The 17,443-nt window shown below is 41.0% G+C and carries 16 protein-coding genes; 7 read left to right on the top strand and 9 right to left on the bottom strand.

The features are described 5' to 3' along the window. Positions 1–38 precede the first annotated feature (38 nt). From A923_RS0114245 to puuE, 4 genes are read right to left on the bottom strand one after another with little or no spacing between them, the layout of a single operon-like run. A complete protein-coding gene (locus A923_RS0114245) occupies positions 39–575 on the bottom strand; it encodes an ureidoglycolate lyase (RefSeq protein WP_026006251.1) in 537 nt (178 codons plus the stop codon). Then, positions 575–1,570, bottom strand: coding sequence for an allantoicase (gene alc / locus A923_RS0114240; protein WP_017222351.1), 996 nt, complete (start codon positions 1,568–1,570; stop codon positions 575–577). Before alc ends, A923_RS0114245 begins: the two co-directional genes overlap by 1 nt. 14 nt (positions 1,571–1,584) lie before the next feature. Then, a complete protein-coding gene (gene uraD, locus A923_RS0114235; protein WP_017222350.1) occupies positions 1,585–2,112 on the bottom strand; it encodes a 2-oxo-4-hydroxy-4-carboxy-5-ureidoimidazoline decarboxylase in 528 nt (175 codons plus the stop codon). A 1-nt stretch (position 2,113) separates the two neighbouring features. Continuing rightward, positions 2,114–3,028 carry an allantoinase PuuE gene (gene puuE, locus A923_RS0114230; RefSeq protein WP_017222349.1) on the bottom strand — a complete coding sequence of 305 codons (915 nt, stop codon included), beginning with the start codon at positions 3,026–3,028 and terminating at the stop codon, positions 2,114–2,116. Between the two features lie 386 nt (positions 3,029–3,414). Between puuE and uraH the strand changes: the two genes are divergently transcribed. Together uraH and A923_RS0114220 are read left to right on the top strand one after the other, a co-directional pair. Beyond that, positions 3,415–3,768 (top strand): hydroxyisourate hydrolase, encoded by a 354-nt coding sequence (gene uraH, locus A923_RS0114225; protein WP_017222348.1) that lies wholly within the window; start codon positions 3,415–3,417, stop codon positions 3,766–3,768. Between the two features lie 92 nt (positions 3,769–3,860). Then, positions 3,861–5,225 carry an NCS2 family permease gene (locus A923_RS0114220; protein WP_017222347.1) on the top strand — a complete coding sequence of 455 codons (1,365 nt, stop codon included), beginning with the start codon at positions 3,861–3,863 and terminating at the stop codon, positions 5,223–5,225. A 165-nt stretch (positions 5,226–5,390) separates the two neighbouring features. Here A923_RS0114220 and A923_RS0114215 read toward each other — a convergent pair whose 3' ends face one another. Beyond that, a complete protein-coding gene (locus tag A923_RS0114215) occupies positions 5,391–6,650 on the bottom strand; it encodes a dicarboxylate/amino acid:cation symporter (protein ID WP_017222346.1) in 1,260 nt (419 codons plus the stop codon). A 249-nt stretch (positions 6,651–6,899) separates the two neighbouring features. Further along, positions 6,900–7,046, bottom strand: coding sequence for a hypothetical protein (locus A923_RS23115; RefSeq protein WP_017222345.1), 147 nt, complete (start codon positions 7,044–7,046; stop codon positions 6,900–6,902). 105 nt (positions 7,047–7,151) lie between these two features. On the opposite strand from A923_RS23115, the gene A923_RS0114205 reads away from it, so the two are divergent. Both A923_RS0114205 and menA read left to right on the top strand, forming a co-directional pair. Beyond that, complete coding sequence (locus tag A923_RS0114205) at positions 7,152–9,305, top strand: MltF family protein (RefSeq protein WP_017222344.1); 2,154 nt, start codon at positions 7,152–7,154, stop codon at positions 9,303–9,305. 226 nt (positions 9,306–9,531) lie between these two features. After that, entirely contained in the window at positions 9,532–10,398 is an 867-nt protein-coding gene (gene menA / locus A923_RS0114200; protein WP_017222343.1) for a 1,4-dihydroxy-2-naphthoate octaprenyltransferase, read from the top strand. Positions 10,399–10,463: 65 nt separating this feature from the next. Here the strand turns inward: menA and A923_RS0114195 are convergent, their stop codons facing one another. From A923_RS0114195 to A923_RS0114185, 3 genes are read right to left on the bottom strand one after another with little or no spacing between them, the layout of a single operon-like run. Beyond that, positions 10,464–10,922 carry an LPP20 family lipoprotein gene (locus A923_RS0114195; protein ID WP_017222342.1) on the bottom strand — a complete coding sequence of 153 codons (459 nt, stop codon included), beginning with the start codon at positions 10,920–10,922 and terminating at the stop codon, positions 10,464–10,466. A 9-nt stretch (positions 10,923–10,931) separates the two neighbouring features. Continuing rightward, positions 10,932–11,615, bottom strand: a complete 684-nt coding sequence (locus A923_RS0114190; RefSeq protein WP_017222341.1) for a FlgO family outer membrane protein — start codon at positions 11,613–11,615, stop codon at positions 10,932–10,934. 39 nt (positions 11,616–11,654) lie between these two features. Continuing rightward, positions 11,655–11,924, bottom strand: coding sequence for a hypothetical protein (locus A923_RS0114185; RefSeq protein WP_017222340.1), 270 nt, complete (start codon positions 11,922–11,924; stop codon positions 11,655–11,657). Between the two features lie 255 nt (positions 11,925–12,179). Here A923_RS0114185 and A923_RS0114180 point away from each other — a divergent pair, with 255 nt between their 5' ends. The 3 genes from A923_RS0114180 (at position 12,180) to A923_RS0114170 (ending at position 17,092) form a co-directional block, all read left to right on the top strand. Beyond that, a complete protein-coding gene (locus A923_RS0114180; protein ID WP_017222339.1) occupies positions 12,180–13,343 on the top strand; it encodes a flagella assembly protein FlgT in 1,164 nt (387 codons plus the stop codon). A gap of 169 nt (positions 13,344–13,512) precedes the next feature. Further along, positions 13,513–14,595, top strand: coding sequence for an alpha/beta hydrolase (locus tag A923_RS0114175; RefSeq protein ID WP_017222338.1), 1,083 nt, complete (start codon positions 13,513–13,515; stop codon positions 14,593–14,595). Positions 14,596–14,686: 91 nt separating this feature from the next. After that, positions 14,687–17,092 (top strand): amidohydrolase family protein, encoded by a 2,406-nt coding sequence (locus A923_RS0114170; RefSeq protein WP_017222337.1) that lies wholly within the window; start codon positions 14,687–14,689, stop codon positions 17,090–17,092. Positions 17,093–17,443 lie beyond the last annotated feature (351 nt).

Raw genomic sequence — 17,443 nt, 5'->3', positions numbered from 1 at the left:
TATTGTTTTATACAAGTACGCCTTATTAAATATATGTATTAGCACTTAGGTACTGACACTGGTTTTTTTAATACCCGCGTTTTAGCAGCGCTAAAATGTACTTCTTCACAGTTATTACCCGGTCCAGCGCGATCAACGACTAAGAACTGATCTTGGTCTGTTAATGCGAGGATAGGGTGGTGCCAGACACCTTTGTGATAGTTGACGCCTTGCGTACCATCACTGATGAAACCACGTATGTTTTGGCTGTCTAAGGGATCATTGTTAAGATCGCCAGTCGGCGCTGCCACTAAAATTAAATAGCTATTACCAAACAAAGGAATAAACGCTTGTGAGCCGAGTGGATGACGTTCCATCATAGCGACTGATAACGGGTAATCCAGAGGCGTAGCTTGAAAAATACTGATAATAGTACGGCCATCTTCGGCCTCGGTATCAACATTCGCAAGCTGATGATAGCGACGGGTAGAACCATTGTTGATCATGAAATGATCACGGTCAGCCGTCGCTATCACATCCCCATAAGGCTTAAACGCATCTGCGGTTAATGGCTCAAGTGTGATCATGCTAGTCATCATTTCGATACGGTACCGAACATGCGCACACGGCTAATGCCACCGTCTGGATAAATGTTGACGCGGATATGGGTAATATCACCGAGTACATTCACTTGCTCTTGATAGTTGTGGATATTATCTGCAGATAATTTTTGTGCTGGTAACAGTTCACGCCAGAATAAGCTCTGCGCTTGGATCTGCTCTTCCGTGCCGCCTGCCACACAAGCTGCTTGGATGTTGACTGAATCAGGGAAGTTACCTTTAAAATGCGCAGTATCGATTTCGATGCGATTAACACTGCCTTTATTACCTAAGGCGATAATTACCCAGTCATTACCTGGTGTACGACGACGTGCTGTTTCCCAGCCATCACCCATGTTGATACCACGGCCAGGGTTTAGCAAATTACCCATGACGCCAAAGTGTTCATCGTTACAGGCAATCGCACGACCACCATTAACGGTTGCTGCAAGGTCGATTTCTTGATCGGCGCTGATGTTATCCCAGTTGATACTTGGCTTACCGTAAACACGCAGACGTGCTACACCACCGTCAGGGTAGATATTAAGGCGCACATGAGTATAAACAGTGTTGTCTGTTAAGCTAAATAAATGCTCACTGTCACCTTGTAATGATTCTGAAGCTAAGATCTCTGTCCATTGTGTTTCTGCTTGTGGATCTTGGCCATCAGCTACAAAACATGCATCAACCGATGCTGATGGTGCGTAGTTGCCAGTGAAGTTAGCTGTATCAATGTTTAAACCTTCAATTGAACCCGGTAAACCAAGGCGAACGATACAGTAATCATAACCTTCATGGCGTTTACGACGAGATTCCCAACCGTCCATCCATTTACCATTTTCATCATATAAATCAGGAACGAATACCGCCGCTGCTGTTTTTAACATACGCTGTTTATCAGCAAAGAAATCATCGGTAGCAAAAATAGCTTCAGCACCGAGCTTTTCATCTGCAAGGTTAATATGGCGGTCAAAGTTTAATTCAGTAGTCATTGTTGTCGTCCTTGTTATAAATCGTTTAAGCGAAATGCGGCTATTTTGTTTATTTCTGATAATGCTTGTTTGAATTCGGTGTCGGCATCATTTTGTATACGACGTTTAAAATCAGCTAAGATTAAAAAACGGTTGGCGCCACGCACGGCTTTGATAAATGGAAAATTGAATTTCGCTTTATAAGCATCATTGAGTTGCGTGAAATTGTTAAATTCTTCGGTCGTACATTGATCGATACCTGCGCCAGCTTGCTCTGATGTTGACGCTGCAGTTAGCTCTCCGTTTACGGCTGCGCGGCCAGCTAAATCGGGATGGGCATTGATTAATGCCAACTGTTGTTCATGGTTAGCAGCAAGTAAAATACCTGCCATGCATTGCTGTAGTGAAGTAATGTCATCGATATTGCCATGCACTTTTTGCGCTTGGTATTGCAGATAAGCCTGTTCTGCAACCCAAGGGCTGTGCTCATAAATATCCGCAAAAATGGCGACAAAGTCGGCTTGCGTTAATTGGCTTGGAGTGCAAGTAGTAAAATGTGTCATGTTAAGATCCCTGGTATGGATGATGTTCAATCCAGTGATTGGCGATTTGTTCACGTGTGCATAACCACACATCATCATGCTGTTTTACGTAGTCTAAAAAGCGTTTGAGTGAAGCGATACGTCCCGGACGGCCGACTAAGCGGCAATGTAAACCGACAGACATCATTTTTGGTGATTCCGCACCTTCGGCATACAGGGTATCGAAGCTGTCTTTTAAGTATTGAAAGAACTGCTCACCACTGTTAAAACCTTGCGGGGTAGCAAAGCGCATATCGTTCACATCTAAGGTATATGGAATCACTAAGTGCGGTTGATTGTTGGCTTTAACCCAATACGGCAGATCATCGTCATAAGCATCTGAGTCATACAAAAAACCACCTTCTTCTGCGACTAAACGACGGGTATTAGGACCCAAACGGCCGGTATACCAACCTGTTGGACGTTTACCTGTTAATGCTTTGATGATGTCGATTGCTTTATATAAGTGCTCGCGCTCTTCGGCTTCATCAGTGTATTGATAATCAAGCCAGCGATAGCCATGACTGCAGATCTCGTGGTCTGCGGCGACAAATGCTTTGGCGACATCAGGGTGTCTTTCTAGTGCCATTGCGACAGCGAATACGGTTAATGGTATTTGATAATCAGCGAACAATTTAAGTAAACGCCATACTCCAGCACGACTGCCGTATTCATAACAAGATTCCATACTGAGGTTACGCACACCTTGTAGTGGTACAGCACCTGGCATTTCCGATAAAAAGGCTTCTGATTCGTTGTCGCCATGTAGCACACAACGTTCGCCGCCTTCTTCGTAATTAAGTACAAATGAGATTGCCAAGCGTGCTTTGTTTGGCCAGTTAGCATTTGGTACATCTTGGCCGTAACCAATTAGATCTCGCGGATAGGCAACAGTCATCATGACTCCTTGTTATACATATGTTCTACAATTACCCACTTAGTTATTAATAAGTAATCATGTTGTTGAACAATTATTGCAATTATTGTGTACAAAATCCATATATTTATGTAACAACTTTGTAATACTTGTATTTCCATCTCAATTACGGGTTTTTATTAGATTATTATCAATTTAACCTCTCAGTAAGAGGTATATCTGAGATGTTTTCAGTCTTTTTTTGTGTTTTGAAAGCAAAAAGTGGATTAATAATTTAACTTTACAGCCTTTTTCTGTAATTATATGAAACATAAATTTAACATATTGTATCGATCTATGTGTTCAATCTTAAGCTTAGACGATTTTTAAACCGCAATATTTAATCTGACAGTAAGGTATTTTTTATTATGAGTGGACTCAGTACACATGTACTTGATACAGCCAATGGCGTACCCGGTGCAGGTATCAGTATTAAGTTATATCGAGTGGAAGCAGATCAATTAGAATTAGTTACTTCTGCAGTAACGAATAGCGACGGTCGTACCGATGCGCAACTATTAACAAGTGAAGAACTACGTGTTGGTAAGTATCAGTTACAGTTTGATACAGCAGATTATTTTCGGGCGCGTGGAACAGTAATACCAGAAACAGCATTTTTGGATGATATTGTGATCCGCTTTGGTATTAGTGATACCCAAGCGCATTATCACGTGCCGTTACTGGTATCACCATTTAGCTATTCTACTTATCGTGGGAGTTAGTCTATTTATTTGGGATCTCATCTTTAAAAATAAATAGGTATAAGTCGTATAAAAATACAATTGGTCAAACCAAAAATAACAAGGAAAGTATGATGGATAAGGCAGAGCAAGGATCTGAGTTACAAGGATCATCTAAGGGTGGTATTTTAGAGCGGTTATTTAAACTCTCTGAACATGGTACAACGGTTAAAACTGAGCTGATGGCTGGTTTAACTACTTTCGTCACTATGGCTTACATTATTTTTGTAAACCCCGATATTATGTCTAAGACTGGCATGGACAAAGACGCGCTGGTTGTTGCTACCTGTATTGGTGCTGCAATTGGTTGTATGCTGATGGGGCTATACGCCAACTGGCCTGTCGGTCTTGCACCGGGTATGGGACTTAATGCTTTCTTTACTTATACGGTTGTCTTTGACATGGGTTATACCTGGCAGGTTGCGATGGCAGCGGTATTTGTATCGGGTGTACTCTTTGCCTTGATGAGCTTTTATAAGATCCGCGAATGGATACTCGACAGTATACCGCAGAGTTTACGCTATGCGATGACGGCGGGTGTCGGTCTATTCTTAGGTATTATTGGTTTCAAAAATGCCGGTATCGTGGTTTCTTTTGAACCAACGCTAACGACGTTAGGTAATTTTAAAGAACCGACTGTAATACTGGCTGCGTTAACCTTTTTGATTATTGGTTCGTTATTCCGCCGTAACCTATTTGGTGCGGTACTCATCGGTATGTTAGTGACAACACTTGCTGGTATTCCGCTGGGTCTTGTTTCTGCGCCAGCGTCAATTGTGTCTATGCCACCAAGTATTGCCCCATTATTCATGGCAATGGACTTCCAACACTTATTTTACAGTGCTGAAGGGCTATTTAACGTTGGTATGGTCAGTGTCATTATTTCGTTCTTATTTGTGAATATGTTCGATACGGCAGGCACCTTAATGGGCGTTGCAGATAAAGCCAATCTGATTAATGAAAAAGGTGAAATTCAAAACCTGAAAAAATCATTAAAAGCCGATTCGGTATCCAGTGTATTAGGTGCATGTGTGGGTTGTCCACCAGTAACATCGTATGTTGAAAGTGCATCTGGCGTGGCTGCAGGTGGCCGAACTGGTTTAACGGCTGTGACTGTTGGTGTGCTATTTTTAGCGGCGACGTTCTTTACTGATATCGCGTTAATTATTCCGAGTTATGCAACCGCTGGTGCACTTATCTTTGTATCATTCTTAATGATGAGTGGTTTAAGCAAAGTTAACTGGGATGAGTTCACGGATTATGTACCTGCTTGTATTACAGCAATCATGATGGCATTTACCTTCTCGATCGCCAACGGCATTGCACTGGGTTTCATTGCTTATACGTTCTTAAAAGTAGGTTCAGGTAAAGCCAGTGAAGTCTCAATTAGTATCTGGGTATTAACGGCTGTGTTTATCGCTAAATTAGCGTTTATGTAAGCTGAATTTATATAAATAGAGTTTGTATAAGAGCTTGTATAAATAAAGCTTAAAACGAAAAAAGCCACTGACGTTATGTCCTTCTTATTGGACTTCACCAGTGGCTTTTTATTTGTACGGTTTTATGTATCGCTTACAACGATTTATAGCTATTTCGCGTTATAACTATTTCGCGTTATAAATACTGGTATCTAATTCATTTTCTGATTTAGCAATGATCACTGATGCAGCAATGTCACCGGAAATATTAACCGTGGTACGTGCCATATCAAGAATACGGTCGATACCAGCAATCAGTGCCACACCTTCAACAGGTAAGCCTACAGTAGTAAGTACTAACGTTAACATGATAAGACCTGCGCCTGGGACGCCTGCGGTACCAATTGATGCGAGTGTCGCTGTTAAGATAATGGTGATGTATTCAGGCATGCCTAAATCAATACCAAATGCTTGCGCAACGAAGAGTGTGGTTACACCCTGGTAAAGTGCAGTACCATCCATGTTGATGGTTGTACCAAGTGGCAATACAAAGCTTGATACGCCTTTTGATACACCTAGTTTTTCACGTGCGCATTTCATTGATACAGGTAACGTACCCGCGCTTGATGTCGTGGTGAACGCCACTACTTGAGCATCAACAATACCGCGGAAATACTGTACTGGACTCAGCTTAGCAATAAATAGAATTAGCGCGCTGTACACACCAAGTACATGTAAAATACTACCAAGGTAAACCGCACCAATCACTTTCATTAATGGCAGTAATAAGGTTAAACCGTACTTACCGGCAACCCATGCCATTAATGCAAATACACCGTAAGGTGCTAGTTTCATTACTAGGTCGGTCAGTTTGTACATGGCTTCAGCAAGGCTTTCGAATACCGCAACCGCTGGTTTGCCTTTTTCGCCAATCAGTGTCAGCGATACGCCAAGCGCGACTGCAAATACGATGATTTGTAGTATGTGGCCTTGCGCTAATGCGCCGATAGGGTTCGTTGGTACTAACGCAACTAATGTGTCAGCCAATGAAGGGGTCGCTTTTGCTGTTTCAGCTTGCTGAGCGACAAGGTCTAAACCGGCACCTGGTTGCAGAATATTACCTAGGGCAAGGCCAATGCTGATAGCAACTGCGGTAGAAAGTAAATAGAAAATCACCGCTTTAAAACCAATACGGCCCATTTTGCTGGTATCTTGCATTGACGTGATACCAACAATGATTGAACAGAAAACCAGTGGCACAATCAACATCTTAATGGTGTTAACAAATAACGACCCAATTGGTTTAAGGATCACAGCATCTTCACCGAAGATAATACCCACGGTAATACCGAGGATCATACCGATCACAATTTTCTGCCAAAGGGGTAAGTTAAACCATAGTTTCTGGCCTAAAGTGGGGGTATCTAATGATTCAGTATTACTCAAAATCGACGTCCTCTGCTTTCTGTATCGTAATATGGAGCATAATCTGTTGCCTATTCAGCGTCAGTTAGCACCGTTAAGAGGCGTCAGTTTATCGGTCACATGACAAAAGTAAAGCCATTCATGCCTTGGATTATAAAATTCTTAGTTATAACCACTTTATTCTGTCTTTTACTTGGTTTTTTTGTCGATTAAGTAAACTTTGTTTAACTAAAATAAGATACTGTTGACGATTCCGCTATTACTGTATAGTTATTTCATTATTTTTTTAATATCATCGAATAGTGATTTATAACCATCGGTAATTAATACCACTATGGTGTCGTGTGAATGTGGTGTGAGTGCTTTTTGTTTAATGTAAACAACCAAAGTAACGCCAACAAAAAAAGAGATAAGCATAAAAGAGAGTCCTATAGAGAGTGTGTATTAAAGGATATCGATAGTAACATAATCTGATAGCCGTAAAATACTCGAGTTGTCCTATAAACATTATAAAGGAATGTAATGTATAAAATTCTAGTCAGTAAGACTGCAAAGAAAATATATTTCGCGCTGCTCGTTATATTTATTCTAGGTACATTTATCGGATTTTCACCGTTAAATTCGGTTAGCAGTTCGAAGCCTGCGACTAATCTAGTGTTTTCAAATCAAGCTATTGCTCCCGTCGCTATTTTAGCTACTGCGGATCCTACTCCAAAGACATTACGTGTATTAACGTGGGCTGGTGGCGAAATTATTTTCCCGCGTCGAGGCCATCCTCAAGATATTGAATTAGATTACCTGCAACAATTTGCTGATGAAAAAAAACTGGAAATTGACAATATCCGTGTGGCCAAGTTCGCAGATCTTATTCCCATGCTGCTCGCTGGTGAAGGTGATGTGATTGCCGCTAATTTAACGAACACGCGTGAACGCGCAAAACGGGTGAATTTTAGCGAACCTTTCTTGTTGACGAAAGAATACTTGGTGATGGGCAGTCAAAGCAAAAGTTTAAAATCGGGTAAAGACTTAAACGGTCGTGAAATAGTGATTCAGAAGGGCAAAAGCTATGAATCAACGGCATTAGGGTTACAAAAGGTCTATCCCAAGCTGAAAATTCGTTTAGTCGATAGCGCCATTAGCCATGAAGTTTTATACGATAAGCTGGCCAGTGGCGAATACGATATTAGTATTCAAGATGAGAATTTAATTCGTTCAGCAAGTACTTACCGTGATGATATTAAGATGAGCTTGCAAGCCAGCGCAACGCGTCAGCTTGCTTGGGGTGTGGCACCGAGCAATAAGACCTTGTTAACAGAATTGAATCAATTTCTAAAAACACAGAATTTAATTGCTAAACAAAAACCGAAAAAAAAGCATAAATACCAAAGCCAATGGCAAAAGATCCAAGCGACTAAAACCGTTCGTTTTGTGTTACGTAATAATCTTTCTTCTTATTATATTTGGCGTGGAGAACTGCTCGGCTTTCACTATGAGTTAGCAAAGCGCTTTGCTAAAGAGCACAAATTACGTTATGAAATTATTGTTGCGCCAAATAATGTCGCTTTACTTGATTACCTGCTTGAAGATAAAGCCGATATTGCACTGGGTTTTTTAACCCCAACTGCACAGCGACGCAATAAAGGCATTGCCTTCTCGCGACCTTACCATTATGCCTCTGAATTAGTTATTGCCCATAAAGATCGAGCTGAAATTACCTCTGAAGCTGAACTGGCGAACAGTAATATTTATATCCGCCCGTCGAGTTCGTACTGGGAAAGCGCGGTCGAGTTAAAGAAAACCGTTGCTGGTATTAACTTAGTGGGTGTACCTGAAAGCCAAGAAACCGAGCTTATCCTTGATAAGGTGGGTGAAAAAGAATACGAAATGACGATTGCAGATAGTCACATTGTCGATATTGAAATGACCTTCCGTGATGACATTCAATCGCTAATGGCGTTAGGCGCACCTAAATCACAAAGTTGGGCTGTGGCGTCGGGTAACGATAAGCTTTTAGCAAAATCCAATGCCTTTATTAAGAAACACTACAGGGGCTTGTTTTATAATGTCATTTACAATAAATACTTTAAGAATCAAAAGCGCTTAGATACCCATTATAAAGATTATGTACTGCAGAATGATTCCGGTGTACTCTCGCCTTATGATGACATTGTGAAGAAATATGCCCGTGAGCATGATTTTGATTGGCGCTTACTGGTTTCTCAGATGCATCAAGAAAGCCGTTTTAATCCGCAAGCCAAGTCGATGGCAGGGGCAAAAGGTCTATTCCAGTTAATGCCGCGTACCGCAAAAGAGCTTGGTATTGTAGATGTACACGTCCCTGAACGAGGCATTAAAGCGGGTGTGCTTTATATGAACTGGGTACGTGAACGTATGCGTAAAGATGAAGTGCAAGAAGATCAGCTGATCTGGTTTACGCTGGCGTCTTATAATGCCGGAGCAGGGCATGTGCGTGATGCCATGCGTTTGGCGAAACAAAAAGGCTGGCGCGATGACGTTTGGTTTGGCCATGTTGAAAAAGCCATGCTACTGCTGTCTAAATCTAAATATGCCGCAAAAGCCCGTTATGGTTATGTGCGTGGGCAAGAACCGGTTAATTACATTCGTAAAATTAAACGTCGCTTTGAAACCTATGACAATATTGTGAAAAAGATCTAGCAGGTCTTGGCAGAGCAGAGCTAAAAAACCTGGTTGGTGAACAAGGATACTTATGTTGTTCGTTGCATATCGTTGATTTATTGCGCTGAATGTTGATTAATTTATATGAATAAAAATCACAAGGTCACTCCTGTTGGAGGGATCTTGTGATTCAGAGAATAAAAGTGGACATTATTAAATAGGTATTTTATCCTCATTTTATCTATTCCCCGCAGTGCTAAATGCTATGACTACATTATCTTCTTGGTTTCTTGTTACACGTCCCAAAACACTGCTGGTGGCATTGGCGGTTATTTTACTTGGGCAAACGCTCGCCTGGTTCGACTCTCCAGCTAATTTCAGTTTTTATATCGCCATATTGTGTATGGTCTGCTGCATGGCATTACAAATTGCCGTGAACCTTTCTAATGATTATTTCGATGGTAAGAGTGGTGTTGATGGCGATGACCGCTTAGGGCCCGATCGTGCATTACAGAAAGGACTGATATCCGCAGCGCACTTACGCCTTGGCATTATCGCTATGTGCTTGGTTGCCATTGTCAGCGGTTGTTATCTTATCTATGTTGGTGGTTTGGCTTACGTCGTGTTAGGTCTGTTATCTTTGCTTGGTGTGTATGTTTATAGTGGTGGGCCACGTCCGCTGGCGTCACATGGTCTTGGTGAAGTTGCCGTTTTCCTTTATTTTGGCTGGTTGGCTGTGGTTGGCAGTTATTATTTACAAACCCAAGTACTGACGTTTGATGTGTTTATTCCCGCGAGTCAAATAGGCTTTTTAGTTGTGGCTATCATGTTGGTTAATAATATTCGCGATGTGGCATCGGATCGCAGAGCCCAAAAATTTACTTTAGCAACGCGCTTAGGCGTAAAAGCCAGTAAGCACCTTTATTGTATGACGGTGCTACTGCCGTCGTTATTATTACTCGTTGATAGCTATCAAGGACTAGTTATGCTGCTGTTATTACCGGTGCAATTAGCCTTGTGTGTGGCAATATATCAACGTGATGGCAAACAGTTAAACGCCCAGCTAGCACAAACGTCGCTGGTGGTTTTATTATGGGGTGGGTTTTACTCAGTGGATTTAATGCTGGGGTAATAAAAATACCGCGTTAGTATTTTAAGCTAACGCGGTATTTTTTAACTTATTTTTATAATCAGTACTTAATAGCGGGTCTTTTGCACGCGCGTTGGCATTGATGAGGTATTTTCATATAGCTCAAAAACACGTTTAAAATCGAGTTCTAGCTCTGTTGCGTAGACATCGTCATTAACAGGATAAGTCTGTACGACGCGTGCACCACGGATAATACCGGATACCGATGCTTCGATTGACTCACCTTGCAGTGAGCGTGATTTATAATTGCTATCACTGTAAATCTCTTGCCCACTGACTTGCTCAGCTAATTCACGATAAGCATCTAATTTAGATGCGCGCATTGCATTAAGCATACGTTCACTTTCACTATTACCTGGCTGAGAACTTAAAGCTGCATAGCCAACGGCTTTAAGTACAGGGAATGATTTTGGTTCTTTAATAGAGTAAACCGTATCTTTTTCTAACAGTGAACAGCCTGTTAAACTAACCAGAGTGACAAGTATAAGTAAACGCAAATATTTCATTGAAAAACCTTAATTAGTAATACGAACTGAAGGCGCTGAACCTGTACGATAAATATAACGGCCGCGGCCTTCTAATGGCCCCATGCTGTTTGAACCACCAATCACTAAATGATTAGGGATAATACCTTGAGAGGTTGACTCAACGAAGCCTGACTCCATATTAATCACCCGCATGTTAACAATAACGCCTTCACTGTTGCGTGACATTGTACCGGTAAGGATACGTGAAACCGGTAATTGACCGCGTAATTTTTTCCAATCTCGGGTGAATACAAAGTCACCCTGACCAGTAACACTAATCGTGCCTGTCGTTTTATAATCAATCACTGGAATTCGACGGATAGTCAATTCATGAATAAACGATTCTGATAATGTTTGACCAAGCCAATTTGTTGTCGATAGATCGTCAAGATTTACAAAGGAAGTGACAGCAATTGGTTCATTGTTCGGAATGATCGACAAATCATTGACGATCAGCTGATCAGCTAAACCACGGACGATGAAACTTAATTCTTGGGTATAGTTTATCGGTTGATTCGGTAATAAGCTTTTTGGATACTGTGGTTCATAAGAATTACCGTCCCACGTTGAATGCGGCGGTGTTTCTTTCGGTGCTTCAGGGGTTACCGGTTGCTTTAGTGCGCAACCAGTGAGTAGGGTAAATAGGCTGATAGCTATGACTGCCTTTTTCATATTACTTCCTTAAGTGCTTTAATTGTTTGTCATTAACCGTTACTTACTGCTGGTTGAAACGTCGCGGCGGTAAGGGTAGGTATAAGGACTTCTAAACATATTGTTGTACTGTTCTTTAGTAAGCACACTTTGTGCCATGTTTGCATTTCGACCATAGGGCTGATAAACAGGCTGCACAATAATCTGTTTGATAACCACTGGCTGTACTTTAGTATTGGCGCCAGTTAATAACACGTGACCAGGTTCTTCAATGACAGTACATGCTGAAGTCAACACAACCGCTAATGACGGTAGTAAAAAACGCTTCATAATCGTTCCTAAATTTACATTATGCATGATGATAATAAGGCATACCTTTAAGGGTTAGGTCTTGTTATATGCGTGTTTAATGGATAAACATAAGCAAATTACTTGCCAAATTATCATTGCCGCTTAATTTTTTATCATGATAACGCTTTTATGGCTTAATTTAACCTAGATGTGATTTTATATTTATAAAAATTTGATCTGGTACAAATGTTGCTTTTAAAATACACATCTCCAGAATTCATATGCGATTAAAAAATGAGAAAACTGCTATTACTATTATTGGTCTGTTGTTCGTTCACCTTACATGCCGAGTGGTATGAGGTTGAAGGTGAAGCGATTATTGTCGACAACGATGTCGATATTGCGCGTGAGTTAGCGGTTCGTAATGCATTGAAGCAAGCGTTATTGTATGCAGGTGCTTCGGTTTCAAGTTTGCAATCTTTTAATGGCGGTAAAATACTCTCAGACCGCTTCCAAGTGCGTATGGATGGTGAAGTCAGGGATATTCGTTTAAACAGTGAAAAGATTAAAGGCGATAAAATAACAGTCCAAATAGTGACGGATATTGTGGCTGACCGTAATAAGTGTTTAAGTGCGGGTTATCAAAAATCAGTGTCGTTATTACGCTTTAATATCCGTCATCGTGAACAAGCGAGTTACGGTGGTATTTATAATATCAATGAATCGTTTAGTCGTTTGTTATACCAAAGTTTACGCAAAAATAGTCAAACTTTTGATGCTCGTGAATTTATTAACCAAAACATTGGTTTTAGCGGCAGTTCTTTGCCGCTGCGTGGAAATCTAACGTCACATGAAGTAAAACAAATAAGTAAGTCTGCAGATAGCCAATATATTATTCTGGGGTCGATTACCGATTTGTCTACGTTTAAACCAGCGGTGAATGGCATAGCAAAAATATTCGCTGGTGATTTACCTGAGCGTAATTTTCGTTTGAATGTACAAGTGTTTGATGGTTTTAACGGTAATTTATTGTTTGACCGTAATTATAGTAAGGTCACCAAGTGGGAATTTGCTAAACACCGAGTTGTAGATACTGATACGCTAAAATTCTGGCGCTCTGAGTTTGGTATATCGTTACAGTTAATTATTGACGATGTGTTATTCGATTTAGATGCTAGCTTGCAGTGTAAATTGGTTGAAGCGCGTGTGATTGCTGTTGATGGTAATGAAGTGAACATTAATATTGGCCGTAATAATGGTCTAAAATTAGGTGATCAATTTATGATTAAACATACTGGTAATTATGTCGATCAATTTGGTATCAATCGCAAAAAAGAAACCAATAGCAGTAGCAAAGTTGAAGTCACCAAGCTTTACGATCAGCAAGCGAGTCTCGTTACGATTGATAGACAGCCTACGGCAAATGTACAGATCGATGATTTAGTTATTTTAAATTAGATGACTGAGCCATGTTGTGGCTATTCTGTGACAGAGCTTGATATTGTTATTTTGATTTTGAGGTTCTGTCGTTATTGTTATGACGTTTAGTTAATCACTCATTGTTTTTCGCAGGCGATGCTGTTATTGATTTATGTCGAGTTGTCAAAATACTGGGAGTTATCAATATATGTGGTTTTTGATTGTTGCTATTGTCGTGTTCATTGTTTTCCTGCTTATTCGTAATCTGTATGGCGACGATCTTCGTCAATATGACAGCACCGATTTTAGTGCAACTTTTTATCGTCCTACACCGTCGTATAAATATCCGCAAGCCTTAGAACTGCTCGAGAGTATTAAAGAGCCAATTAGCTTTGTTAAACCGAGTAATTATCTCTATGCATTACGCCAAAAAATTGATCGTTTAGGGGATGTTGAATTAGATTGTGAAATTATTCCTGTCTCTAGCCACCTTCAAGAGCAAAGCGTGATGGGGGAGTGGGTGCTAACAAAAAACTGTGATGTAAATAAGCGCTTACTTTATATTCACGGTGGTGGGTTTGCAGTCGGCAGTGCTAAAAGTCACCGCGTGGTCACGGAGCGTTTATCACGTGAACTTGGTGTTGTTGTGTTTGCGGTCAACTACGACATGATGCCTGATGGGAACCGTGCTCAGGGCATTCAAGATTGCCGTCATGCGTATCAATGGTTATTAGAACACAATCCTTATCAGCAGCAGGAATGCCATCGTATTTATGTTGCTGGTGATTCAGCGGGCGGTAATTTAACCCTGTCTCTTATCGGTTGGCTTAAACACCAAAATATCCGTCAAGTTGATGCGGCTATTGCAATATGTCCCTGTATTGATAGTACCTTCAGCTACGGCAGCTTAAGTTATAACGCCAAAACTGACTTTTTATTAAATCCGTTCATGGGCAAGTTCCATCACTTTCCACAGTTTGTATTGTTAATCTGGGTCGCTATATTATTTCGTATGAATCCGAGCAACCCGCAAATATCCCCCATTTTTGCTAACCTAGCTGATTTACCGCCTATTTTGATCCAAGCCAGCGATACCGAAATGATGGTTGATGATTCGCGTCGTTATACCAATAAAGCACGCGCGGAAGGTTCTGATGTACGTTTACAAACATGGTCTAATATGCTCCATGTCTGGCATTTATTTGATTTGGAAGAGGCCGATGAGGCGTACGCGGAAATCGCTAAGTTTGTCGCGCAAAGTGAACATCAATTAGTAAAAGCAGCGAGTTAACAGTCCTTCTCTGACGGTGAACTTATGGTTTTATAGTGACTGATATGTTATTTTGTGCCAACTTACACTGCGTTATAAAGGGAGTGACGTAATGTCAACTCAAGGCTTAACTAGCCCTATTCAATCGTTTTCTGTTTTTGTGCAATGGGTTATGCAAGCAACCCTATTATGCGTTCTGCTGTTTAGCCTACAAGTTAATGCAACGGCGACGGTAAAGGCCGAGACGAATACAGTCCCTAATGAGCTGACGACTGCCACTCCATCAAAAGATAACGACACCACAATAATAGGCGACACAAAAGTCGTCGATGAGACCCCTTCACAAAAAACAATTGAAGTACCTTTACCCGTTAAAGCCCAGTCTGTGATTGCCGATGCCATTTATTTTGGTGGTGATATTTTGACGATGGCAAGTGCACAGCCAAGTTATATTGAAGCTGTCGTCACCAAAGATAAGAAGATCATCTTTGTTGGGTCCAAAATCGACGCGATGAACCTCAGTGGCGATAATACTAAACTGATTAATATTAGCGGTAAAACCATGTTGCCGGGCTTTATCGAACCGCACGTACATCCTTCTATTGCGGCCATTATGTTGCCAAACGAAATCATTGCGCCTTATGATTGGGTATTACCGAACGAAGTCAAAAAAGGTGTATCGGGTCATTTTGCTTATCTTGAACGTTTAAAGCAATCGATTGATGCTAACGCTGACAAGGACAAGGTGTTCTTTGTTTGGGGTTACCATCAACTTTGGCATGGTACGTTAACTCGCCAAGTACTAAACGAACTGTCACCAGACAAACCCGTTGCTATCATTCACCGTTCTTTCCATGAAGTATTTTTAAATGATGCTGCGATCAAAAAGTTTGGTCTTAAAAAAGCCGATTTTGCTGACAATCCCCAAGTCGATTGGGATAAAGGCCATTTTTATGAAGGTGGTTGGTTAGCATTAGTCCCTAAAATAGCAGCAGATTTAATTAACCCTGAAAGTTATAAGCTCGGGTTGAAGATCATGTCACAACTGGTGCTTAAAAATGGTATTACGACCATAGCCGAACCTGGTTTTCCAAGCTCCAACTTTGATTTGGAATATCAGTTATTAAAATCTGAAATGGATCAAAAGCCGCCTTACGACGTATTTTTAATTCCAAGCGGTACTTATTTATATAATGCCAAGGGTCAGAGTAATCAGAAAGCGTTAGATTTCATTGAAACCTTAGAGAGTGAATACAATACCGATAACATTAAGTTTTTACCTAAGCAGGTTAAACTGTTTTCCGATGGCGCGATCTATTCTCAGCTAATGCAGATGAAAGACGGCTATCTTGATGGTCATGAAGGGGAGTGGATGACGCCGTTGGATGTATTCCAGCAGCAGTTAAGTTTCTATTGGGACAATGGCTATCAGATCCATGTACATGCGAATGGCGATCTCGGTATCCAACAAGTGCTGGACTTCAACAAAGCCGATCAAGCTCGACTTGCGCGTGAAGATCATCGTCTGACATTGCACCACATGGGTTACTTTACTCCAGAGCAGGTCAAGCAATTAGCTGACTTAGACATTGAAGCATCGGTAAATCCTTATTATTTATGGGCGTTAGCGGATAAATACTCGGAAGTTGGATTAGGTAATGAACGTGCAGAGAGTTTAGTACGTGTGAATAGTCTAATGAAAAACAATATTCCGGTGTCATTTCATTCTGACTTTTCTATGGCCCCCATGGAACCGTTAACGTTAGCGTGGACGGCTGTTAATCGCATCACATCGGCAGGCAACAAGGTTTCACAAGGTGAACGTATTACTGCTTATCAAGCGATGCAAGCCATTACTATTAATGCCGCTCACACTTTAAGACTGGAAGATAAAATTGGCTCTATCGCTGTTGGTAAAACGGCTAATTTTACCTTGCTTGAGCAAAATCCGTTAAAAGTAACACCTATGCAGATTAAAGATATTCCAGTATGGGGCGTGGTGTTTGAAGATCAGGTTAATACGGTAGTAGCGCCACCGAAGAAGAAGAATTTAGAAGTGCGGGTTATTTATTTAGAACGTAAGGGTTTACCTGCATCGTCAACGATAACCGTGACACTTGAAGATGTGTCTCAGACGGATATTAGTCGTTCAATGCTGGGGCAGAAAACTATTGCTGCGACGAAACCACCCCCTTATAATATTTCTCTGCAGTACGATCCGGCAGCATTTGATAATAATGGTCAGTATGTGGTTAGAGCGAGAATTGAAAATGATGGTAAACCGTTATATTCAGCGACACTCGATTTACCTGAGCTGAATAAATTGTCGGGGCAGTTATTTGAGTTAATGGTTAAAGCTATTCCACAGCCGCCAGTAGCGGTCGATAACAGTGTAGAACCTACGCCAGCATCTTCTGCTGCAGGTACTACCACTACTCCAACGACCACTGCGATCACAAAGCCCATGACGAAGCCGACTACGACAAAATCTAGTCCTGCGAATGTTGCTACACCTTAAGTCCTCTTTGTAAATTAAGCCTTTGTACTGCAGAGGCTTAATTTGATCTGACCGAGTATTATGCTGAAATAATCTCGCTTCTCCCGAATGATAATTCATTAATAATAATTAGTGCTATTGTATGGTTTATTATATTGTGTATTATGCCGTCTCTGGTTTTTAACGGTTACCTAGCCTATCGCTATTTTAAATGCGTATTCAAGCAACCCGCTATCGTTGTTAACCTGCATTAATGCCATTACTTTTATATAGCGAAGTGTTTTATCATTTGCTAATTGATGCGGTTAGCTCTAACCTCGACAGGGTGATACTGGATTCAAGTAATTCAGTGCAAAATATTCTTTAAAGGTA

Source organism: Moritella dasanensis ArB 0140 (assembly GCF_000276805.1).
Classification (GTDB): domain Bacteria; phylum Pseudomonadota; class Gammaproteobacteria; order Enterobacterales; family Moritellaceae; genus Moritella; species Moritella dasanensis.
This window is presented reverse-complemented; position numbering and strand designations above follow the sequence as displayed.